The following is a 21,786-nucleotide window of genomic DNA, read 5'->3' as shown; positions in this document are numbered from 1 at the left end:
TCAATACCTCGCTTTCTGACGTTCAATATTTACGCCCGACTTTGTATAATAAGCAACTTCCATTTCAGCGATTGAAAGCCCAAGTTTCAAACCAATGCATATCAAATTTTCAAATGCAGCTTGCCAATAATCTTTAGTATTCAATTCATTCTTAAACAGATAATTGAACAAATACAGAATTGGCACCTTTTTATATTCATGCGGATTAATCTCTAAAACCTTTCGATCAAACTGCCTTGATATTCCGATGGATAGTAGGAAGGCCATACAATCGGCTAACTCCTCTAAAGTCTTTGCTTTATCCATTTCATGCGATTGTTTCCAGTATTTAAAGAATGAAATTTCGTTCGCAAACTCAGCAACCTCGACTTTAAATGCGATTACTCGTTTATGGATATTTTCTAGCTCATTAATGTCCGATCGTGTATTTCGGGCGATGACTAAATCTACATTGCGTTGCACATCATAAAGTGGTTGTAAATTCATCTTCTATCCCCCTATTCGATATTCTAGTTTTACGTTTATCAACTGGCTCAGTAATCGCTCTTTCAACATCCCATTTTTGGTTATACACCCTATTCATGACTGTGTTCATACCGATCCCATTTGACGATGCAATTTCAATTTGTTTCAAGCTCAACTTTGGTTTACGCGGCAGATAAAAAGCATCTTCAGGCTTCATCCCTTTACGTACTCGCTTTTGAAACGTGCTATACTTCAACCCAATTTCATCACACTTTTTTCGCCATAAAGAGCGATCTTTGGACGATTTATTAAGGGGTGTATTAACTGTTTTTTCAGCACTCCAACCAAGTGAGTAGAAGCGATGGTATGCAGTTTGACGAGATATTCCGTTTTGCTCTGCTAATTTGTAATCATCATCTGTTAAATGCATATTGTACACATCATATTTGGGTAGTTCTTCAAAGTTGATGTTCATTCTTTAACACCCCAGCTTTCACAAATATATTTCGCCAAGCCTTCTCCGTCCGATATTTATCAAACTCTTTACAACGGCGGGCAAGAGATTTGCCCAACCGACGTTTACGTTTTTTCATATTCGCCATTATTTAACTACCTTCAATTTCGGTTCTTCTGCATCTTCATCAATAGACAATTGACCATCTGGAACCGAGACATTTCCATTACCGTCCACAGAATATTTAATGCCTTCATGACCATCTTCATAGAATTCTTCAATCGTCATTTGAGAAGGTTGTAGAATTAGAGATACATTTTCACCAGCATAAGGATAAAGCTGATTTACCTTTTCTTCTGCATCGTTCTTAACATTAAACTTCAATACAGTTTTCTTATTATCACGTTGGATAGAAACAAACTCTGCTCCAATTGCTTCGACTTCGCTTTCTTCCACAGTTAGAAGAGTAATTGATCCAGGCATTTTTAATAATTCATCAGCATGCGGCAGTTCATTGCTAACTACATGGAACATTAGGACCTCTTTTTTATCATCCTTTTGCATTTTCTTGAATAGAACGTTTAATTTAATGTTTGTCATATTTTTTTACCCTCTTTCTTTTTTTAAATAATTCCAGTTTTAAGATAGTGTTTCGCTTGATAATAAAAATGGTGATATATCCAATTACCGCTGTATTTTTGATCTAAATACACAATCTCGAAATTGTATCTAGCTTTGAATGTATTGAGCCGCCCTAGCAAAGCTAATGGATTGTATTTTGAACGATACTCACCTTTAAGCATTTTTTCGTAACCATGGAGATCTTCCACAATTAAAGTGAAGGGAATGTCCTTTGAGCGAATCAATTCATTTTCAAATGCTGTTGCCGTATCTTTTTGGAGATTCCCTGTGATTTCATCTATGTGAGCCTTGCGTTCCACTCGACTGCTTAAATATATATCACGAGCAATTCCTAGCTCTTCATTTTTCGGTATCATGCAGCCATAATCTCCAGTGTCTATCTTTTGAATATTTACTGGAATATCCTTTTGGCGCAAATAATCAAGAATATGGCCATTTACATTTTCTCGAGTATCAACAACTATCGTTAATGTTTTGAGTATTTTATTTAATTCCGTATCCGTGTAATGATAAAAAATCAATTGTTAACACCTTCTTTATTTTTGAGTTTTGGCATATGTAATAGCACGGTTGTATAGTTCTTTAGCCAACGCATTAGATTCATCATTTTCAAATTCACGGTAATCGTCGTATATGTCTTTCCAGCCATTCTTCGCAAGCACGATCATCCAGTCATTGAATAAATCTAGTGAATCTACTTCAACGCATAACCAATCATTTATTTTTTCGTTATGCTGCCAGCCACAGATTTGATGGACCATTTTCATAAGAGTGATTTTCTCCGAGCTGGCATCTTTCCATGATTTAAACCATTCATCGATTGACTTAAAATTTTGTTCAGCAGCTTGCATTACTTGGGCTGGAATTAAATTTTGATTTTCTATCGCAATTCGATCATCGCTTTTATCAAGATAGATATTTGCACCCGATTTCCAAATTAGGCTTAGAATTTTTAAAACTTGCAAATCTATCACCTCTGTTATTCAAAACTACTAAAAAGTGTTACGGAAAAACGGTTAAAAATAGCACGTGTTACTAATTAGTAACAACGCTAATCCCTACAGCCCCAAGGGGTTTGAGTCCTTCGGTTACTTTTGTTACCTCAAAAAGGTATAAGCGCTCCTAATAAGTACTTATATATATATTTATTTTTTTGTTTATATATATATTTAGTAACAAAAATAACAAAAGTAACTTAAAAGTATCTCTAACCCTTGATATATAAGGCTTTTAGGTAATTTTAAATGTGTTATTTTTAGTAACACTTTCTCTGTTCTCATCGTTTTCTAGTAACTTTTGCTGAAAAAAAGTATTTTTTCGCTCTATCAAAGTAACACCATGAATGAAATACTTGTTTCTATTACCGCGTTCTCGTTTAAAACCTTGCGATTCCAAAATTCGATAGAATGCTCGATTTTTTAATTGATGTTCGCCATTTTTGAAACACCAATTTGCATAAACTTCATAGAGTTCTTTCGCTTCAATTTGTGCATTTTCTTGTTTGAAGCAACATTCGAACATAAATGGCCCGAGAATATCCATTTCTTCTTTGTAATCGCCAGTTGCCTTCATAACGATTGCTGGATCATTTAACCCCGACTGCTGCCACTTCAAGCACCCCTCAATCGCCCAATTCAGAATGCCTGGCATTTCCAAACTTAGTTTCTCTGGGAGCCTCTTATCTCGTTTTTCTTTTGGCAGCTGTAGATTGAACGGAATTAAGCGAATCCTACGCCAGATACCTTCATCGACACCTTTGATTACCGGCTTATGGTTTGTTGTAAAGAACACTTTGAATTCAGGTGTAAACTCGAAATACTCTTGTCGAAGGAACCGCGCGAGTACCGGCTCGCCACCCGTTATTTGCTTTACAAATGCTTCCGATAGTTGCTCACCATCTTCACTTTCGATTGCAGAAACAAAGCGGGAGCCTACTAATCTAGCAATGTCATTATTGGCGCCAGTTTCTTTCTTCTTGATGAAAGTATCTGATTTAGCTTGCTTACCGTATTCGCCCATTAGGTCCTTAATGGTGTTTATAAAAGTTGATTTACCATTGGATCCACCACCGATTAGAAAGACCATTATTTGCTCTGTGATTTCTCCAGTTAGAGAATATCCGATTAATCTTTGCATGTACTCGACAAGCTCTTGATCACCTTGAAAAATTTGATCTAAGAAGTTGATCCATTCTGGACATTTCGCGTTTTCATCAAATTCAATGTTGGTGATCTTAGTAAGATGCAAATTACGGTCATGCTGCTGCAGCTTACCTGTTTTCAAATCCACGATGCCGTTTTCGACATTGAACAAATATTTATGTCGATCAAAGTCTTCACGTTCTCCTGGAACCAATGGCATGAGGTCCTTAATGCTATTCATTCGAATATTTCTTCGTTCACACATACGGGCCCATTTTGTCTCTGCTTCATCATCGGATTTATATAGACCTCGGATCACCTTTGCAGTAATTTTTTCAATTTCTTTTTTGGTGTCTAATTTCCAACGTTTGCCGTCCCATATTAACCAACTCATATCGCTGACATACTTGATTACATGACCATATTCATAGGCGATCCGTTCTGCGTTTCCGAGCTCGGTTAATCGGAATTTCTTCTTCGGCTTTTCCTCCACAACTTCTTCAACATTGTGGAAGTCAAAGGAAAATTCCGCGAATTGCTCTTTGTTATCTAATATTGTTGTAGAAGTGGAAGAAATAGCAGTTGCAATGGTTCTTTCTCCGTATGTTTCATTCGTATCTCTAAAATGGATTACATCCCATTTATCACGCATGAGAGCTGATTCTCGGAACATCGTATCCATCCGAGTTGCTGAGTTACCTGTCCAAAATGCAAGATGGTTACATAGCGCTAAATCACTTGATGAATGATCACCATTGATTAATTGGCCGTTATACAGGGAACGGATTTCATCACCATTTTTACTGCGAAAAATTCTTTCCCATAAAGCATCGTTTGAAATCTTAATTTCGTCTTTTTCAAAATCTGCTAAGTTCACGCGGCCTTGAATGTCTCTATCATCGAAGTACTGTTCGAATACTTCCGCCAGCTCTTCTGTCCGTTCATAAACATCATTAGAATTTTCACGATTCCCGGTGAAGCTAAAATAACGGCCATAAGAGTAAACTTCTAAACCGTGCTTTGTACTTTTACGGCCAGTCCCTAAAACAGATTGTGGAAGTTTGCCTCGAATGATGATGTGAATGCCTTTTCCACTTGGAGAAAATTCAGTGTAGCTGTCTAATGAATCAATAATTTCATTAGCAAAAGTATTCGGCTTTCCATCCACAACACAGTTATCAATATCAATTCCGATGTAGTTATCCTGTCTGCTAAAAACGAACCCTATACCGTCATAGTCACCTTCCAAATAGAATTTGACTGCCGTTGCAAATGTTGACCAGGTACGTCTATTATTTGCCTGCGCCATTTCCCCAGTTATCTGATATGGCACCTTTGTTGGCTTGTTATTTCGCTTTTCCGATCTCCACAAAATCCATTGAGGAAGGGCTTTTAATTCAGCAGGGATTTCGTTAAAATTGTGCGGATTTTCTTTCATTTCGCCCTCCAAATAAGGTTTTTAGGTATAAAAAAGAGAGGCCAGCAAAAACCAACCTCTCTATTTAGTTATTTTTAGAACGGGAGATCATCATCCCCGATATTGATTGCACCAGCTGACATAATCGGATTTACATCGGACACATCATAATATTTTGCTTTAGCAGCAGTCCGTTTTTGTTTCTCACCATCAACCACTTTTTCATATTCTTCATGTTTTACAGTGATTTTTAGATTTTTATTGATAAGCTGCTTTGACATATCATCCGGGGAGCTAAATGGATGACCATTTGGGAATCCGCAAGCTTTAATTAATGAGTTGACGATCCTTACTGAAACTTCATGTTCAAATGTGAAAGTGTTGTAAAGAACCTTTGCACCTTGATGGTTTTGCGGAACATCACTACGAATCTCAAAATCTACTGATAATTTAGGTTTGCCTGCTTGAGTTTTTCCTGCTTCAGCGTTCACGATAACAGCCTCATATTTACCTTCTGCTACTAATTCAAATCCTGCGCTTGCGTTTGATTCATCAAATTTAAAGAATGACATTGTTTATTTCCCCCTGGTTTTAATTTGTGGATGACACTATTAGTTCTTCTTGTACGCATCCCTTGCGATCATCTAAATGGTTTTTTGCAAAGATGCTTTGATTACCTTCGAGCATAAATCCTCTCGTACCATCTGCCTTTCTAAGCAGTCTAGCGACTACATGTACAATCCCCATAACATGATTGACGATTTTATCCCTAATATCCGGGATGAATTGGTTATACTGCTGCCCATCGTCATGGATGATGTTGCGTGTAGTTTCCCAAGCAGTATAAATGACGTTGGCATCTAATCCGTTGAATGTTTCAACAACCTTTAGCAAGTGATTGTCGAATAGAGCATAATCTTTTAATTCCGGCATACCACTTTTCGTTTTTTCGCCTTTATTCATCAACCAAAGCTTTTGGTAATGAGTAAGGTTGTCCACAAAAACATTGTCATAGTTTGCGATATTTGCTTTTGCGAATGCGTAAAAGTCTAAAATACTTTGATGCGGATCGGCTGGATTGATCTTCGCGACATCTACATTTGAATAACCTTGTAACACCTGGCTAGTCCCATCAATATCGAGCACTATAGTTTTGCCTGGTAGCAATCCAGCAACGGTCGTTTTACCATCACCTGGCTTTGAATAGATGATGATTTTTGCCTTTTTGCTTTTTGTAATTTGAGCACCGTTTGTGAATTCCAATTAACTCACTCCTTTCTAATTAAAATAATGGAAGTATTTTATTAACCTCATCTTCATTCTTTTTAATAAAGGCTTCAATTTGTTCAATTGTTTCAATATGCTTTTCATTAGCCTCTTTCAGCATGTTGATCGATTCTTCTTTATTCTTAATTTGAATCAAGTTATCCCCATGCTGCCTTTTATGGTATTTCAGGGTGCGCTTCAATTCGTCTAGAATTATTTCCATCTAACTCACCTTCCCAGCGAATATCAATATCAGTTAAATCATGAAATCTGGCGAATTTCCTCATTTCTTCTTCAGCTATTTCAAAGGGAACTCCATTATCGAAATGAATTTGAAACCTCAAGTACACATCATCTTCGTTCGGTAATATCCCGTATTCATCGAAGCAATGCCTTATATAGGAAAATATTAAACTTTGAATATTTGATTTAAGTTCCACCCTGATCTTCCTTAAAAACTTGATCAAGATATTCATAGGTTTCTACTAGATCATCAAACAAATTGCTCCCGCCTATCACTAGATGATACTGTTCAAGGATTTTATAAAACGGCTCCAACTTTTCATTTTGTGGACTGAAAACCGTTCTTTCCTTCGAATCAAAATAAGGCATTATTTTTTTCCCTCCTGTTATTGATTTCTAGCTGTTACATCGTCTAAGATGTATGTATATATTGTTTTACTTTTGGACTCCTGTTGCAGCAGGGGTCTATTTTGCTATTGTAAATTCGAATCCTAAAAACTCAATCAAGTAATCTTCTAAACTATCCTCAAGTACCATTTCTCCATTTGGCAGCAATATTTCACTGTCACCGGCCAGGACTTCATTTCCAAATATATCTGTTCCCGAGTGTTCTGGTTGTGCGACTATGTTTGGGTATCCGGTTTTATTGATTTGTGTTACCATTGGATGCTCAAGCATTATATTCACCTCCGTTCTTTTTTGTTTGACACCCAACCCAATAGCTTAATACGCTCTTCCGAGGTTAACGCCAACCAATGTTTTGCTTTAATCTTCATTTCTCATCACCTCTTTTAAAGTTCCAATCACCAATCACAATCCCGACGACTACCAATAATGGGGCTCCAAAAAAGAGAAAAGATTCAGCCGCGTTTGCCCTCCTATTCAGTTTTCAAATTTTTATTCATGATTTCGTTCATCAAATTCTGCAAAGTGGGTAAAAAGAGAAAGCTCATTCAGCCTTAATCATCACTTGTGACTTTAACTCATTAAATTTCTCTAAGACGTAATAAGGCAGATCTACATATCTTACAGCTCTATAATTCCCATTTGATTGATGCTTCCAGTAGCCAACCAGTGGACAGCATCGCCTTCAAAGTGGCGAGCTAGAACTTTGTATTTACCATTTTCTGAAATCCACAGAAGACGAATCATTTAACTCCCCCTCCCAAAAATCTGAATAAAATTCCTCTCTAAAAATTCCTGCATCTGCGATGCTATAAACATCCACTTCTCTCCGCGGCGTTCAGGATAATATACAAACCCACCATTTTCTAAATCAAGTAACCTCTTATATGTCGGTCGGAGCAGAATGTTTTCCTTTAACCAGTCATCACTGTACCCGGTGACCTGCTCTAAATCCTTCATCGTCCACCAAATTTTTTCCATGGTTCACCTCCTATCCACTACAGATTTTCTGTAGTTGATCCTTAAAAAAAATAATTTCGTTTATTTTTACTTTTGTTAATGAAACAAATTTCATGGCGGTATCCATCCGAAACACTTTGCGATATTTCTCGTATTGGATGTACGTTTTTTCAGACATGCCAAGCCTTTTCGCTATTTCTACTTGTGTAAATCCTCCCAGTATTCTTGCTTGCTCAATGGTGTATTTCAACGAGCCCACCTCCTTCTTGATTACAACTCTACTACAGATTTTCTGTAGTTTCAAGAGAAAAATACAGTTTTTCTGTAAATTTTTTATTTTTATTAATTGTTAATACAGATAAACTGTATAAAACTACAGAAATAGTGTATAATTTTAAATAAAAGGAGGTGAAACAAGAAATGAAGGTTGGCGACAAAATAAAGGAATTGAGAAAAGCAGAAAGGTTAACGCAAGCGGATCTCGCTAAGAAACTAGGTGTTGCACCTACAGCGGTATCGGCTTGGGAGGGGAATCACAATAGGCCTTTAATGGATAAGATAACCGTTCTAGCTGAGTTGTTCAACAAGCCGATTACATATTTCTTCGATGTAGAAGAATTAGGCAATACTGGGGATGCAATAATTCTTCCGGTGTACGGTAACATTAGCTGTGGAACTGGAGCTGTCTTATATGAAGAGACTGGTACTTATGAGACCACCCCAAAGGATTGGCTTAATGGTGGAGAGTATTTCTACCTTAGAGCCAAAGGTGACAGCATGACAGGGGCCAGGATTCATGAAGGCGACTTACTCTTAATAAGAAGACAAGACGATGTAGAGAACGGAGAAATAGCTGCAGTTGTTGTCGAGGACGAAGCACTTCTAAAAAGAGTATTTAAGTCAAATGATTCTATTGTTCTTCAAAGTGAAAATCCTAATTACGCTCCAATCATATACAATCCTGAGCAAAACAAACAGATAAAAATAGTAGGAAAACTTAAAAAAGTAGTTTTAAATTTCTAACGTTAGTAATTTAAAATTTATAGGTGGGTAGCTCCCGCCTTTTTTTATAGGAGGAGCATTAAGTGGCCAGTATTCAAAAAGTAGGTAAGAGCTGGCAATACCGAGTTTCTTACAAAAGTAATGAGTTGGATAAAAACGGAAAAGTGCAGTATAAAACAAAAACACAAGGTGGATTTCGGACCAAAAAGGAAGCATCCATCGCAGCTGCTGAACTGGAGAGTAAATTTAAGAGAGGTCAAAACATCGATGCTGGCGAACAGTTTTTTTCAGATTATATGAGAAATTGGTTTAATATTTACCATAAGGGGAAACACAAAAACGAAAAACACGAAAAAGATATTGAGCGATCAGTTTTACTAGTAAAAAAACACTTTGTTGAAATTCGTATGAAAGATTTGACCAGGGACATCTATCAGGATTTTCTTAATAAGATCGGTCCTGAATATTCCCAGGAAACCATTAGAAAAAGGCATCTGTACATCAAATTATGCCTGAAAGATGCGCTCGAAGATGAAGTAATCCGCAAGAATCCGACATACAAAGCGGTAGTAAAAGGACTGAAACCTACCAAAGAAGAAGATATGAAATATCTCAATTTTGAGGAGTTGAAAAGACTTGTAGCAGAAATCAGAGAAAAAATGACCTCTCGATATTTATCCCGTTTTATTATATTGTTTGCTATTGCAACAGGAGCCCGATTTTCAGAAATATTAGGGATGACTTGGGATTGTGTGGATTTTGAAAATATGACTATCACTATCAACAAAACATGGAGCAGAGATAACAAGGGTTTCGGAGATACAAAAAACTACTCCTCAAAGCGGACAATTACGATTGATAAAGATACGTGCAATCTTTTAAGAATATTAAAAAATGAACAAAACAAAAATGCTGTCAAAACAGGACTAAGGAATAAAAAGAACCTTTGCTTTGTTAACACCAAATTAGAGTTAGTGACAAACAACGCTGTCAATAAAACCTTAAAATCTCTATGTAAAAAAGTTGGTGCAAAAGAAATAACATGCCATTGTTTACGGCACACCCACGCATCTATGTTGCTTTATAAAGGCGTGAACATTAAATATATTTCCCGCAGGCTTGGGCACAAAGATATCGTGACAACTCTACAGACCTATTCTCATATAATGGACGAGATGGAACAAAAAGAATCACGCCAAGTGGACGTGACCATGGAAGAACTTTATTGTGCAAAATAAATGCAAAATTATTTCTAAATCTATATGATTCTTTAGGATTCTGCGAAAATCCAAAAGAGCCACAAACGTTTTTATATCAAGGGTTTAACTTAGTTCAATCAAATTGTCTAGGATACTATGGCGGGACTGCCTGGGAATCGAACCCAGCTGACCACACACGGTGGTCACAGATAGTTTTGAAGACTACGGAGGACACCAGTACCCCATTCAGCCCCATATATGGACATGTTTATTATAGTATTTTAAAATATATTGGGCAAGTGAATTGTCTGAATTATAAAGTGTAATCGCTTAGCTTGTCTGTATACTGTCAAGAGTTTATAATAAAATAAGGAAAAATTATTTGTAGGTGAGTACATATGCTAGATGGATGGTTTCTATGGTTTATTCTATTTTGGGTGGTTGTTCTAACGGGATCATTTGCAATTGGCGGCTTTTTCATGTTCCGTAAATTTCTGAAAAAAATGCCTAAAGAAGATGGAAAATCAGATATGGATTGGGAAGAGTATTTTGTCAACCAATCTAGGCATCTATGGGATCAAGAAGGAACAACTCTCCTTGAAGAGCTAGTTAGTCCTGTCCCTGAGCTTTTCCGTGATGTAGCAAAACATAAAATTGCTGGAAAGATTGGCGAGCTTGCACTTAAGGAAAAAGTTTCTTCTATAAATGAAGATTTAATTATTAGGGGATATATTGTCGCAACGCCAAAAAGAGACCATAAATTTTTGAGAAAGAGGTTATCCGAAAAAGAAATCAATATGGCTCCATATGAGCACTTATTTTAGTCATTCCTATATTAGGAATGACTTTTTAATATTTAAAAAATGCCGCTGAAATTCGAGTTTCAAGCGGCAAGCACATGATTTAATTTTACAGTAATAAAATTTATTGCAGTTCACGCTGCATTTTAAGAAAGTTCCTATACATCGCTACTCGCCATGGAACAATCATACCGAAAGCCAGTATCCAAAACATACCGCTTAGTTGCCCAAGATGAATAGTAGAGCTCAAAATAAGCTTACCTGTGATCCTAATAATTAATAAACCAATTAATATAAAAATAAATGCTTTAGATCGCTTTAAATAAATTTGATTGTCCCTTATTTCAAACTTCGAGGTTTTTATCAATAAAATTGAAAATAGCATTCCTACTAGAAGAGCTTCTACGATCTCAAGAGGCGTAACTCTGAAAAAAGGATCAATAAACATAAGGGCACCAGTACTCATAAAAATCGGTGGCAAGATGATTTTTTTTGCAGATGCCGGCTTTTTTGCAGCCTTCATACGGATGAACATGGCGAGTATTGCCATACAAATGGCCCCAACCGATGAAATAATTACGAAGTTCATATTTTTACATCCCTTATCTTTTAATTTTATAACGGTATTATATCCATCATTTTAAGGAAAGGAAAGAAAACGAATAAAAGCTGCCTCAAATTCAGCTCTAATTAGGATTATTCCTATTTAGAGAACCAATTGAGTCAGCTTGCACAAGTTTAACTTAAAACCCGATTGACAGCCTCCAATACCCGGCCTTCATCAAATGGCTTGACAATAAAGTCTTTAGCCCCTGTTTCAATAGCTTCAACTACCATTTTTTGCTGTCCCATCGCCGAACACATAATGACTTTCGCACTTGGATACTTCCCTTTAATTTCCTTTACTGCCTCAAGACCACTCATTTCTGGCATCGTAATATCCATAGTCACTAAATCTGGCAACAATTCGCTATACAGCCTGACAGCTTCTTTCCCATTTTCCCCTTCACCGACAATTTCATGATCAGCTTTTCTTAAAATATTAGATAATGTAATTCTCATGAATTTTGCATCATCTACAATTAGTATTCTAGCCATCACCGTTTCCCCCTCGAATACTGCATTGAAACTTTAATATCACTTAATAATTGGATCATTTCTATAATGTAGAGAGAATATATCTATCTTTTCTTTCATCTCATGCGAAAAAGAGCACATATTCAAATATAGACAAAAATGTACAAAATTTCAATTTAAAGAGAACGACAAATTTCGCCTATCCTTCTATTTTATAAAAACATCAGTATTTTTGATAAGTTTTTAAAAACCAGTAAATCCGCCAAATAGCCCTTGGAAAACATTAATAATTTTTGTCATCCAATCAAAGAACAGCACAACACCCATGGCCATCATGATATAACCGCCGATTTTCATAAACCTTATGCTATACTTTCTAATCCCTTTAAGTTTTCCAATAAAGAAAGAGAGAATGAAAAACGGTATAGCAAAACCAAGTATGTAGGAAATCATATAAATCATTGCAGAATTAGGATTTGTAGCACCTAAGGAAACAACAGCACCTAATATGGGGCCCATGCATGGCGTCCAGCCCGCAGCAAAAGCCATACCAATCAAAACAGAACCGAGAAGGCCGGATGGCCGGTTTTTAAACTCGAACCGCCTTTCTTTAAGTAAAAACTCTGGATTAATAATACCAACAACCATTAAACCAAAGAAAAAGATAAAAATTGCACCAATTTGCCTAATTAAATCTTGATAATCAGCAAAGAACCGCCCTAGAAATGAAGTTCCAAAGCCAAGAGCGATAAAAATAAGCGAAAATCCGATTAAGAAAAACAATGTATGCAACATGCTTCTCTTTTGAAGCATCGCATGCTCCTCTTTGAGTTCCCCCACTGACATTCCTGTAATATAAGATAAAAAAGCGGGATACAATGGCAAACAGCAAGGTGAAATAAAGCTTAAAAATCCTGCACCTAACGCAATGAACACATTTAAATCAGTCATCATAACATCTCCTGTTCAAAACGATTCACTATTTATTCTAACAAATGTTATTATAAAATGATAATGTTTAGATTTGAACAATTTGTGTCCTTTCCTTTATAATACTTAACCAGGCCGTTTGTTCAATAAAATAAAATAAAATAAATATAATATAAGTTTCTTTTGAATTTATTCCCAAAATTCGCTATACTATTGCATATATTATCATGTTGTCAGGACAACTATAATATTTTTTGTGGAAATATTTTATTCTGAAAGGATAACTTACATTGTCTAACAAAGATTTACTCCTGTTAATTGAACAAAAGCGAATCGAACTCATACAAGTAGCGATGAAAGATGGATTGGCTTCATCTACAGCTATAAAATTTAGCCAAGAGCTTGACAATTTACTAAATGAATACTACCGAAAACATACTAAAAAAATAGCTTCCCATTAAGAAAATCCAGCCTAGGTTAAAATTCCTCTGCTGGATTTTCTTTTGTATGAAAAAATAAAAATTCCGGGATTCGTATGTTTTTATAGTTATACAACATCGCTGACTTTTTCAGAAGAACTATTTTGCAGTAAATACATTTTATGATATAAACTGCGATTCGCCAAAAGCTCCTGATGGTTCCCTCTTTCTACAATCTCACCTTGATGCAAAACTATTATTAAATCCGCATCTTGAATCGTTGATAGTCGATGGGCTATTGCGATAGTCGTTCTCCCTTTCCGCATTTTCTTAAGGGCAATTTGGATCGCTTCTTCTGTTTCCGTATCAATATTGGCAGTTGCTTCATCCAGTATAAGAATTTTCGGATTGGCCGCGATTGTCCTTGCAAAGGCAATTAGCTGCCTTTGGCCGCTAGAGAAGGTTGATCCCCTTTCAACGACCTGTTCATCGTAGCCATTCTCGAATTTTTCAATAAATGTATGGGCCTGGACGAATTGAGCTGCATCTATAATTTCTTGATCACTTAATCGATCATTGTGGAGTCGAATATTATCCTTAATCGTACCGAAAAAAAGAAAAGGATCCTGGAGCACTAGGCCCATCTTCTTCCTTAATTCCTCTTTCCTATACGATTTTAGTGACTGACCGTCTATTAAAATATCGCCTCTTTCAAATTCATAAAATCGCATCATTAAGTTAATGATTGAACTTTTCCCGCTTCCTGTATGGCCAACAAGGGCAACCGTTTCTCCCGGCTTTGCGGTAAAGGAAATATTCTTCAATACATCCCTTTCCCCATCATACGAAAAGCTGACATTATGAAATTCAATTTCTCCATAAGTAATCTCGCTTTTTGCATCTTCAGGCTGTTTAGGAGCAAGTTCTGTTTCATCAACTAGTTTAAAAACTCGCGATGCTGCAACAATGGCCTGCTGATACATTGAAAGCCTCATCATCATTTGATTGACTGGCTCAAAGAAACGATCTAAATAGCTAATAAACGCGTAAATAACTCCGATCTCGATAGGACTGTTGAAAGACGTGATTCCAAAAAAGCTGAGGATCAAAATTAATGCAAAAAAGTAAACTAAATCAATGGCCGGTCTCAATAGAAGACCATCAATTTTGATATTTTTCATCCCTGCATGATAATGCAGATCATTAATCTCGCCAAATTCCTGCCTAAGCCGCTTTTCTTGCCGGAAAACTTGAATCATTGCCATCCCTTGCAATGATTCACTAAGCTTGGCGTTAAGTTGACTAAGTCTCTCTCTCATATCCTGATAAAATACCGAACTATACTTTCGATAAGTCCGCATAATGAACAAAAGGATAGGCAAGATAACTAAACAAAATAAAGCCAATTTTACATTTAAGATAAACATCGCGATAAAAATACCTGTTAGCAAAAATGCTCCTTGAATAAAGGTTACGATGACACTAACAAACATATCTTTAATTGCTTCGGTATCATTTGTCACCCTCGAAACAATGCTGCCTGCAGGGGTTTTATCAAAATACTTTAGTCCGAGTTTCTGTACCTTCGTAAATACATCAACACGAAGCTGCTGTATGATTTTCAAAGCAATTTCTTGGAATTTCAATAATTGAAAATAGGATACTAGGACATTCATAATCTGTATCCCGATAAAAGCTGCCCCTAATGTAAACAGAGGTTCGAAAACTAGATTTTGCGGCCTTAAATAGTCGTCTATGAAAATTTTAATTAAGATTGGTCCGAGAATATCCCCAATGGTTGTCACTAGTAGAAGGCCGAAAGCTAAAACCATTGTTTTCATATGTGGCTTCGTATAAGAAAGAAGTCGAAAAAGAACTTTTCTCTGCTCCTCCCCTTTGATTCCCTTTATTTGATCCATCATTTTATCCTCCATGCTCAACAAGTTCCTCTAGCTGCTGTTGCAAATACATATCTTGATACCAGCCATCCGCTCTCATTAACTGCTCATGGGTGCCTCTTTGAACAATTTTCCCTTCATCAAGCACAATAATAAGATTAGCGTGCTGAATGGCACTTAGTCGATGAGCTGTAATAATGGTCGTCTTCCCTTCTCGCTCCTTTCTAAGCGCTGTTAAAATGGCTTCCTCTGTCTTTGCATCAACAGCTGATAATGAATCATCAAGAATTAATACTTCAGGATTCATAAATAACGCACGAGCAATTGAAATTCGCTGTTTTTGCCCGCCGGAGAGGGATACTCCCCTTTCCCCAACAACTGTTTCATAGCCGTCAGTAAAGAGTAAAATATCTTCATGTATATTAGCTAGCTGTGCAGCAGCATAAATTTCTTCTAATATTGCATCAGTTTTTGTAAAGGCTATATTATCCTTAACAGTAGCTGAAAATAAAAAGTGATCCTGAGGGACATAACCGATTGCTTCTCTTAACTTATCAAGCTGATAGTCATTTAATGGTTTGCCGGCAAACTTGATATTCCCTTTATAGCCTTCAAATTCACGAATTAATAATTTTAATAAAGTTGTTTTCCCAGCACCTGTCCTACCGACAATTCCTAACGTTTCCCCTCTTTTCAATTCAAAGAAAATATCTTTCAATAAGGGCTTAGCTTCTGGATAGGCAAATTCGGAAATATTAAATTCGATATGTCCGCTAGGAACCGAACTAATGGCACCAGCTTGATCAAATATATCAACTTTTTCATTTAAAAGAGCGGTTACACGGTCATTGGAAGCCCGCCCTCTTTCAACAATATTAAAAAGCCAGCCGAACGCTAGCATTGGCCATATAAGCAATCCTAAATAAGTGGTGAATGAAACGAGCTCACCAATTGTCATTTCGTTATTAAGCACAAATTTTGCCCCAAATGCAATAGAAAGGAAGTAAGAGATACCGACAATAATTGATATAGTAGGATCAAATAAAGAATCAATTCTTGCTACAGAAATATTTTTTTGCACTACATCCTCAGACTGCTTCCGGAAATCTTCAATATCTTCGTTTTCTTGTCCAAAGGTTTTTATAACCTTTATTCCCGTCACACTTTCCTGCGTTTTGTCATTTAACGCTGAGAAAGCCTCTTGTGCCTTATGAAAGCGCTTATGCAGCATCTTCCCATACCAGCTAGTTAAAACGGCCATAATAGGCATCGGAATTAAACTGATTAATGTCAGCTTCCAGCTAATCGTTGCTGCCATTGCGATGATGACAAAGCCCCCAGTTGTAATTGAATCAACGAATGTTAATACACCGGCTCCTGCAGTTTGTTGAATGGCTTGTAGATCATTTGTTGCATGTGCCATTAAATCACCAACCCGCTTCTTCTGATAAAAAGATTGGGACATTGTTGTAAAATGCTGATACAGGCGTTCTCTTAAAATTTTTGATAATTTAACAGCAGAGCCAAAAATCATTATTCTCCAATAATAACGCAATATGTACATGATAAGGGCTGAAGTGATTAAAAGGCCGATTAAAAATAAAAGAGTGTTTGTAGTTAATGTTTGATCTTGAATATGATCAACAAATAGACCTACTACCTTTGGAGGAACGAGCTGCAGCAAAGCTACAAATATTAACATTAAAATTCCGGTTAAATACGCTTTTTTTTCTTGTTTAAAAAACCACATTAAATCTAAAAAAACTTTCATATTTTGTCCTCCAAGATTGTAAAATAGCTCAAAGTCTTTTTCCTTAAAAATTGGTCTCGAGGCATACTTTTAGACCATATATGGATGGCGTTAATAGTTTATCAAATATTACAAAAAATAGGAAGATTTATATATAATGTTATTACTATAAGAGCCATTTTCTAAAAAAACAAAAAGCACCCATTACTGAGTGCTTGTCCGCCATTATTTGCCTGTTTGCTTGTTCATGGCGTTCATCATTTGATTGATTTTTTTCTGCGAAGGCTTTTGACCCATTTGCATCATCATCATTTTTAACATTTGTTCATTAATTGGCGGATTTTTCTTTAAATAGCTCATCATGTATTTTCTAGCAATGAAAAATCCTAGTGCAACACCAACAAGCAGTGCCACTACGATTAATAAATATCCCCACCAAGGCATATTGTTTCCTCCTTCATGTTGTCTACATACAGTGTACTAAACCAAAGGCTATTATACAATATTTGCTTGTGTTTTGTATCATATTTTTAAACTAATTTTCTTTCTTTTATTGGCTTTAGCCAGCCATAACGATGATGATTAATATCAATGGCCAAAAATGAAGCCTCGCTTTTCCTTAGTATTTCAAAAAAGCTCGCTTCCGCATCATAATTACCATTAGATTCCAATATTAAGCATTGATCTTTAATTTCTAGCCTGGCTCTGCTCTTTTTTCCTGTTTCTATATAGTATACACCTTTATTTGTCAGAAAATCTTTATTTTTATACATCTGCTGATTTATGTATTGATGAAGCTTTAATCCCGGTATCGGCTTTGTGATAAATTGAATTTGTCGAGCAAGGATGGATTTCAAAGCGCCAGTCGCATGCTCAAATTCATGAAATAACTGAAAAAACATTTTCTCCCTGCCAAAATAATGGGAGGCAAATTCATCTTCAATTAAATATAGCTGATAGGATCTCATCCTAACCTCTCCTTCCGGGACAACCCCCTTTCCTTCTTATTATAATGATGACGAATTGAACATACTGTCTTAATCCGTCAAAAACATTCGCTAGTTTTGTCGAATCTCGAAGTATTTCAGGAATCCATAGAAAAAGAAGAGCGAATTCGCCCTTCTTTACTAATTATTTATCTAAAAGCATTTTAACTCGGGAAACGACATTTTCAACCGTGAAGCCGTATTCTTCGATAATTTTTTCGCCAGGAGCGGATGCACCAAATTGGTCGATACAAAGAACATCCCCTTCATCTCCTGCATATCGGTGCCAGCCTAAAGAAGCACCCATTTCAATAGCTAAGCGTTTCTTCACATCTTTAGGGATAATACTTTCTTTATATTCTTTAGATTGCGCTTCGAAACGATCCCATGACGGCATACTTACGACAGATGCTGCAATGCCTTCACTTTCTAAAGCTTCTTGGGCCTTAACCGCTAAGCTAACTTCTGATCCGGAAGCAAGTAATAAAACATCTGCTTTTTCTTTGTTTGCTGGAGAGACAATATAGGCCCCTTTTGAAACCCCTGTGTATGCTGTTTCATTGGTACCTTTTAATGTTGGTAAATCTTGACGTGTTAAGACAAGAGCTGTCGGGCGATCTGTGGATTCAACAGCAAGCTTCCATGCTGCTGCTGTTTCATTTCCATCTGCTGGTCGGATCACCGAAAGATTAGGCATTGCTCTCAATGCTGCTATTTGTTCAATTGGCTCGTGTGTCGGTCCATCTTCACCAACTGCAATACTATCATGAGTAAATACATAGGTTACTGGAAGCTTCATTAACGCAGCAAGTCGGATAGCTGGACGCAAGTAATCAGAGAATACGAAGAATGTACCACCGAATACTTTTATTCCGCCATGTAGAGCCATTCCGTTTAATGCTGCTCCCATTGCAAATTCACGAACACCAAACCAGATGTTTTTTCCATCGAAGCTTTCTGGTGTAAAGTCTGCAGTACCTTTAATCATTGTTTTGTTCGAACCAGCAAGGTCAGCTGATCCGCCCATAAATGATGGCAGATTTTTTGCAATTGCATTTAACGCTTCTCCTGATGATGCACGGCTTGCAAGACTCTTACCTTCCTCATAAACAGGGATCTCGCTCGCCCATCCTTCTTTAAGTTCTCCATTGATTGCAAGTTCAAGCTGATTAGCAAGTTCAGGGAATTCATTTTTATATTGAGAAAATAGTTCTTTCCATTCTTGCTCTTTCTTTTCTCCTTGCTCAGCAACTAGCTTCTTGAAGTGCTCGTACACTTCTTCAGGAATATGGAAATCTTCCTCGAAAGTCCACTTATACGCTTCCTTTGTCAATTTTAACTCGTCTGCACCTAGTGGAGCCCCGTGGACATCGGATTTGCCGGACTTATTTGGTGATCCATATCCGATAACGGTTTTCACTTCAATAAGTGTTGGCTTATTCACATCTTGCTTTGCTTCTTCAATAGCATTAGCAATTTCAGTTAGATCGTTTCCATCTTCCACTCTTAAGTACTGCCAACCATATGATTTAATTCTTTGTTCTACACTTTCAGAGAAAGACTTATTTAAATCTCCATCAAGAGATATATCATTTGAATCGTAAAGGACTATTAATCTTCCAAGCTTTAGATGCCCTGCAAGTGAAGCTGCTTCAGCAGAAACACCTTCCATTAAATCCCCATCTCCACAAATACTATATGTATAATGATCAACAAGATTGAACTGATTTTTGTTATACACAGCTGCCATATGGCGCTCTGCCATCGCCATTCCAACAGCCATTGCAATCCCTTGTCCTAGCGGACCAGTTGTAGCATCTACACCAGGTGTATGGCCAAACTCAGGATGTCCAGGAGTTTTACTTCCCCATTGTCTAAAGTTCTTTATATCATCCATTGACACATCGTAGCCAGAGAGATGCAGAAGGCTGTATAACAGCATCGAGCCATGTCCCGCCGAAAGAACGAAGCGGTCACGATTAAACCATTGCGGATTTTTAGGATTATGGTTCATAAATCGAGTCCAAAGAGCATATGCCATTGGCGCAGCCCCCATCGGCATACCCGGGTGACCCGAATTTGCTTTTTCAATTGCATCAATAGATAAAGTTCGAATGGAGTTTATGGATAAAGCATCATTTTGATCAAACATGTGATACATCCCTTCTTCAAGTTATTATTACTCTTCTGGAGGTTGTTCAAAAAGTACGGGAAAAATTCCTCTAAAAAGAAAAGCACTTTTTCTTCGTGTGATGTGTTTTCGAGAAGATAATTCAAAAAGCTCTCGAATTTCAGCGTCAGCTTGCATCTCCGCTCCTCACGTATTAAAAGCATACGTTCTGGGAACTTCTCGGCTCTTTTTGAACACACTCTTCTATATTAAGGTGAGTGAGTTTTTTATACAACCAAATATATGAATTATAATAAAAAAACTATTTATTTAATATGATGACCTGTAAGTCTTTGTATATGTAAAGATGGAAAGAATATAGGAATATTCCTTCCGCTGAAAATAATGTTAGTCTTAGTGAAGATTATTTTTGCTCTGGATTTCCTTTAGTTTTGCAGGAGTAACATCATTACCTTCAGGGTCTATAATGGTCACGCCTTTAAGTGTTGTTAGCATGGAAGAACGGAAGGTTTCTAAATATTCCCTGCGAAGAGCTGATTGTTCCTTCGCCTCTTGTTCAGTTAAGCCAGCCTCTTTTGCTTTTTTGGAAAGCACATTAATTCGATCTAGTTTATCTTTTGGTAGCATACTTTAGCTCCTTTATTTTTCTTTGATTTCAAATGTCATGTTACTAAAAAAGTACTCTTTTGACAAGAATGGCGTACTGATAACAAATAGTCCAAACGCCTTATCACACACCGACAAGCATAAGTCGGTCCATTCGGAAAGGTGTTCTTTACCTTTCTGTGGGGAATGGCTTATGACCACGAGGTCGACAAAAACGCGACGCATCGCTAAGTCGACACTAGTACGTCATGTACGTCGGTGCTAGGCACTGGAGCTAGACATTAAAAACTATATCCAAAAAATGATAGAGCTCTGATGAACATTAAATGATCAATGGTTTTCACTTTTTTCCGAATCTATGTATTCCTGATATCTTCTATGTACTGTTGCTTTTGAAATCTTATAGCCAAACCCTCTTAATGTCGCAGCAATTTCTGAAAAAGTTAATTCATTTTTCCTTAGCCTTACAATTTCACCAATTGGAGCCTCTATTCGGTCCCTTCCGGAATTGATCCCCTTATTTATAAGGTTTTTTTCGGGTTTGTATCCATTTTGGACTGCTCTTTTCATTCCACGTTTAATTTTAATATTATGTATTTTCCTTTGATATTCCTCTACGATACTAACAATATTTAAGACCATTGAATCAGATTCAGACAGCTGAAGTTCTCCGTTATGTGAAATACTATAAAGTGATACTCCTTCTTTCATAATACAATGAAGAAGAGCCATCTTGGCATTACCTCTTCCTAATCTTGTTTCATCTTGAATGAGTACGTAGGAGACTTCCTCTTCCTTAATAATCGAAAGAAGCTCAACAATTCCATCCCTGTCCAAATCATAACCGCTTGCTTGTTCCCGAATTACCTTTATTATTTCAAAGCCGTTTTTATTAGCTAGCTCTCTTAATTCTTCTTCTTGTCTTGTAAGAGACGTTTCTTGTGCCTCTTTTGTCGTACTAACACGGCAATAAATAATTGCTTTCATATAAAATT

At 36.7% G+C, this 21,786-nt stretch carries 30 protein-coding genes and 1 tRNA gene; 4 read left to right on the top strand and 27 right to left on the bottom strand.

The window, feature by feature from the left end; genetic code table 11:
* From F7731_RS08525 to F7731_RS08460, 16 genes are all read right to left on the bottom strand, one after another.
* Positions 1-486 (bottom strand): dUTP diphosphatase, encoded by a 486-nt coding sequence (locus F7731_RS08525; protein ID WP_151534333.1) that lies wholly within the window; start codon positions 484-486, stop codon positions 1-3.
* Positions 464-940, bottom strand: a complete 477-nt coding sequence (locus F7731_RS08520; protein WP_151534332.1) for a hypothetical protein — start codon at positions 938-940, stop codon at positions 464-466. The genes F7731_RS08525 and F7731_RS08520 overlap by 23 nt, the downstream gene beginning before the upstream one ends.
* Positions 924-1,067, bottom strand: a complete 144-nt coding sequence (locus F7731_RS08515) for a DUF3983 domain-containing protein (RefSeq protein ID WP_151534331.1) — start codon at positions 1,065-1,067, stop codon at positions 924-926. The genes F7731_RS08520 and F7731_RS08515 overlap by 17 nt, the downstream gene beginning before the upstream one ends.
* Positions 1,067-1,519, bottom strand: a complete 453-nt coding sequence (locus tag F7731_RS08510) for a hypothetical protein (RefSeq protein ID WP_151534330.1) — start codon at positions 1,517-1,519, stop codon at positions 1,067-1,069. The genes F7731_RS08515 and F7731_RS08510 overlap by 1 nt, the downstream gene beginning before the upstream one ends.
* Before the next feature lie 23 nt (positions 1,520-1,542).
* Complete coding sequence (locus tag F7731_RS08505; protein WP_151534329.1) at positions 1,543-2,082, bottom strand: ERCC4 domain-containing protein; 540 nt, start codon at positions 2,080-2,082, stop codon at positions 1,543-1,545.
* Positions 2,083-2,097: 15 nt separating this feature from the next.
* A complete protein-coding gene (locus F7731_RS08500) occupies positions 2,098-2,526 on the bottom strand; it encodes a hypothetical protein (RefSeq protein WP_151534328.1) in 429 nt (142 codons plus the stop codon).
* A 265-nt stretch (positions 2,527-2,791) separates the two neighbouring features.
* Positions 2,792-5,140: a phage/plasmid primase, P4 family gene (locus tag F7731_RS08495; RefSeq protein WP_151534327.1), complete on the bottom strand. Its 2,349-nt coding sequence runs from the start codon at positions 5,138-5,140 to the stop codon at positions 2,792-2,794.
* Positions 5,141-5,214: 74 nt separating this feature from the next.
* Positions 5,215-5,691: a DUF669 domain-containing protein gene (locus F7731_RS08490; RefSeq protein ID WP_151534326.1), complete on the bottom strand. Its 477-nt coding sequence runs from the start codon at positions 5,689-5,691 to the stop codon at positions 5,215-5,217.
* Between the two features lie 19 nt (positions 5,692-5,710).
* Positions 5,711-6,382 carry an AAA family ATPase gene (locus tag F7731_RS08485; protein WP_151534325.1) on the bottom strand — a complete coding sequence of 224 codons (672 nt, stop codon included), beginning with the start codon at positions 6,380-6,382 and terminating at the stop codon, positions 5,711-5,713.
* 19 nt (positions 6,383-6,401) lie between these two features.
* Positions 6,402-6,542 (bottom strand): hypothetical protein, encoded by a 141-nt coding sequence (locus F7731_RS26400; protein ID WP_170289655.1) that lies wholly within the window; start codon positions 6,540-6,542, stop codon positions 6,402-6,404.
* Positions 6,543-6,561: 19 nt separating this feature from the next.
* The gene (locus tag F7731_RS08480; RefSeq protein WP_151534324.1) at positions 6,562-6,825 is read right to left on the bottom strand and encodes a hypothetical protein; all 264 of its coding nucleotides are present in this window, start codon (positions 6,823-6,825) and stop codon (positions 6,562-6,564) included.
* On the bottom strand, positions 6,815-6,997 hold the full coding sequence (locus F7731_RS08475; protein WP_151534323.1) for a hypothetical protein: 183 nt from the start codon (positions 6,995-6,997) through the stop codon (positions 6,815-6,817). The genes F7731_RS08480 and F7731_RS08475 overlap by 11 nt, the downstream gene beginning before the upstream one ends.
* 96 nt (positions 6,998-7,093) lie before the next feature.
* On the bottom strand, positions 7,094-7,306 hold the full coding sequence (locus tag F7731_RS08470) for a YqaI family protein (protein WP_246197156.1): 213 nt from the start codon (positions 7,304-7,306) through the stop codon (positions 7,094-7,096).
* 348 nt (positions 7,307-7,654) lie between these two features.
* The gene (locus F7731_RS27055; protein WP_281352238.1) at positions 7,655-7,780 is read right to left on the bottom strand and encodes a hypothetical protein; all 126 of its coding nucleotides are present in this window, start codon (positions 7,778-7,780) and stop codon (positions 7,655-7,657) included.
* Entirely contained in the window at positions 7,781-8,014 is a 234-nt protein-coding gene (locus F7731_RS08465; RefSeq protein ID WP_151534322.1) for a DUF771 domain-containing protein, read from the bottom strand.
* Positions 8,015-8,024: 10 nt separating this feature from the next.
* Complete coding sequence (locus F7731_RS08460; protein ID WP_151534321.1) at positions 8,025-8,243, bottom strand: helix-turn-helix transcriptional regulator; 219 nt, start codon at positions 8,241-8,243, stop codon at positions 8,025-8,027.
* A 170-nt stretch (positions 8,244-8,413) separates the two neighbouring features.
* Between F7731_RS08460 and F7731_RS08455 the strand changes: the two genes are divergently transcribed.
* Positions 8,414-9,016: a LexA family protein gene (locus tag F7731_RS08455; RefSeq protein ID WP_151534320.1), complete on the top strand. Its 603-nt coding sequence runs from the start codon at positions 8,414-8,416 to the stop codon at positions 9,014-9,016.
* A 62-nt stretch (positions 9,017-9,078) separates the two neighbouring features.
* Entirely contained in the window at positions 9,079-10,233 is a 1,155-nt protein-coding gene (locus tag F7731_RS08450; protein ID WP_151534319.1) for a tyrosine-type recombinase/integrase, read from the top strand.
* 118 nt (positions 10,234-10,351) lie between these two features.
* On the opposite strand, the gene F7731_RS08445 is transcribed toward F7731_RS08450, so the two are convergent.
* A tRNA-Sec gene (locus F7731_RS08445) sits at positions 10,352-10,448 on the bottom strand.
* A 144-nt stretch (positions 10,449-10,592) separates the two neighbouring features.
* On the opposite strand from F7731_RS08445, the gene F7731_RS08440 reads away from it, so the two are divergent.
* Entirely contained in the window at positions 10,593-11,018 is a 426-nt protein-coding gene (locus tag F7731_RS08440) for a DUF2621 domain-containing protein (protein WP_151534318.1), read from the top strand.
* Between the two features lie 100 nt (positions 11,019-11,118).
* Here F7731_RS08440 and F7731_RS08435 read toward each other — a convergent pair whose 3' ends face one another.
* The 3 genes from F7731_RS08435 to F7731_RS08425 all read right to left on the bottom strand — a co-directional run bounded on the left by F7731_RS08435 (position 11,119) and on the right by F7731_RS08425 (position 13,025).
* A complete protein-coding gene (locus F7731_RS08435; protein WP_151534317.1) occupies positions 11,119-11,583 on the bottom strand; it encodes a CcdC family protein in 465 nt (154 codons plus the stop codon).
* A 149-nt stretch (positions 11,584-11,732) separates the two neighbouring features.
* Positions 11,733-12,092 carry a response regulator gene (locus tag F7731_RS08430; RefSeq protein ID WP_151534316.1) on the bottom strand — a complete coding sequence of 120 codons (360 nt, stop codon included), beginning with the start codon at positions 12,090-12,092 and terminating at the stop codon, positions 11,733-11,735.
* A 222-nt stretch (positions 12,093-12,314) separates the two neighbouring features.
* The gene (locus F7731_RS08425) at positions 12,315-13,025 is read right to left on the bottom strand and encodes a cytochrome c biogenesis CcdA family protein (protein WP_281352237.1); all 711 of its coding nucleotides are present in this window, start codon (positions 13,023-13,025) and stop codon (positions 12,315-12,317) included.
* 266 nt (positions 13,026-13,291) lie between these two features.
* On the opposite strand from F7731_RS08425, the gene F7731_RS08420 reads away from it, so the two are divergent.
* Positions 13,292-13,462 carry an aspartyl-phosphate phosphatase Spo0E family protein gene (locus tag F7731_RS08420; RefSeq protein WP_151534314.1) on the top strand — a complete coding sequence of 57 codons (171 nt, stop codon included), beginning with the start codon at positions 13,292-13,294 and terminating at the stop codon, positions 13,460-13,462.
* A gap of 86 nt (positions 13,463-13,548) precedes the next feature.
* Here F7731_RS08420 and F7731_RS08415 read toward each other — a convergent pair whose 3' ends face one another.
* The 7 genes from F7731_RS08415 to F7731_RS08385 form a co-directional block, all read right to left on the bottom strand.
* A complete protein-coding gene (locus F7731_RS08415; protein WP_151534313.1) occupies positions 13,549-15,339 on the bottom strand; it encodes an ABC transporter ATP-binding protein in 1,791 nt (596 codons plus the stop codon).
* A 4-nt stretch (positions 15,340-15,343) separates the two neighbouring features.
* The gene (locus tag F7731_RS08410; protein ID WP_151534312.1) at positions 15,344-17,089 is read right to left on the bottom strand and encodes an ABC transporter transmembrane domain-containing protein; all 1,746 of its coding nucleotides are present in this window, start codon (positions 17,087-17,089) and stop codon (positions 15,344-15,346) included.
* A 204-nt stretch (positions 17,090-17,293) separates the two neighbouring features.
* Entirely contained in the window at positions 17,294-17,512 is a 219-nt protein-coding gene (locus F7731_RS08405) for a YneF family protein (RefSeq protein ID WP_151534311.1), read from the bottom strand.
* An 86-nt stretch (positions 17,513-17,598) separates the two neighbouring features.
* Complete coding sequence (gene sirA / locus F7731_RS08400) at positions 17,599-18,036, bottom strand: sporulation inhibitor of replication protein SirA (protein ID WP_151534310.1); 438 nt, start codon at positions 18,034-18,036, stop codon at positions 17,599-17,601.
* Positions 18,037-18,199: 163 nt separating this feature from the next.
* Entirely contained in the window at positions 18,200-20,206 is a 2,007-nt protein-coding gene (gene tkt / locus F7731_RS08395) for a transketolase (RefSeq protein ID WP_151534309.1), read from the bottom strand.
* Positions 20,207-20,578: 372 nt separating this feature from the next.
* Entirely contained in the window at positions 20,579-20,812 is a 234-nt protein-coding gene (locus tag F7731_RS08390; protein ID WP_151534308.1) for a DUF896 domain-containing protein, read from the bottom strand.
* Positions 20,813-21,121: 309 nt separating this feature from the next.
* On the bottom strand, positions 21,122-21,778 hold the full coding sequence (locus F7731_RS08385; protein WP_151534307.1) for a YneB family resolvase-like protein: 657 nt from the start codon (positions 21,776-21,778) through the stop codon (positions 21,122-21,124).
* Positions 21,779-21,786 lie beyond the last annotated feature (8 nt).

Origin of the sequence: Cytobacillus depressus, from assembly GCF_008923245.1 — a bacterium.
GTDB lineage: Bacteria > Bacillota > Bacilli > Bacillales > Cytobacillaceae > Cytobacillus > Cytobacillus depressus.
Note: the sequence above shows the minus strand (reverse complement) of the source record. Positions and strands in the feature narration are given on the sequence as shown.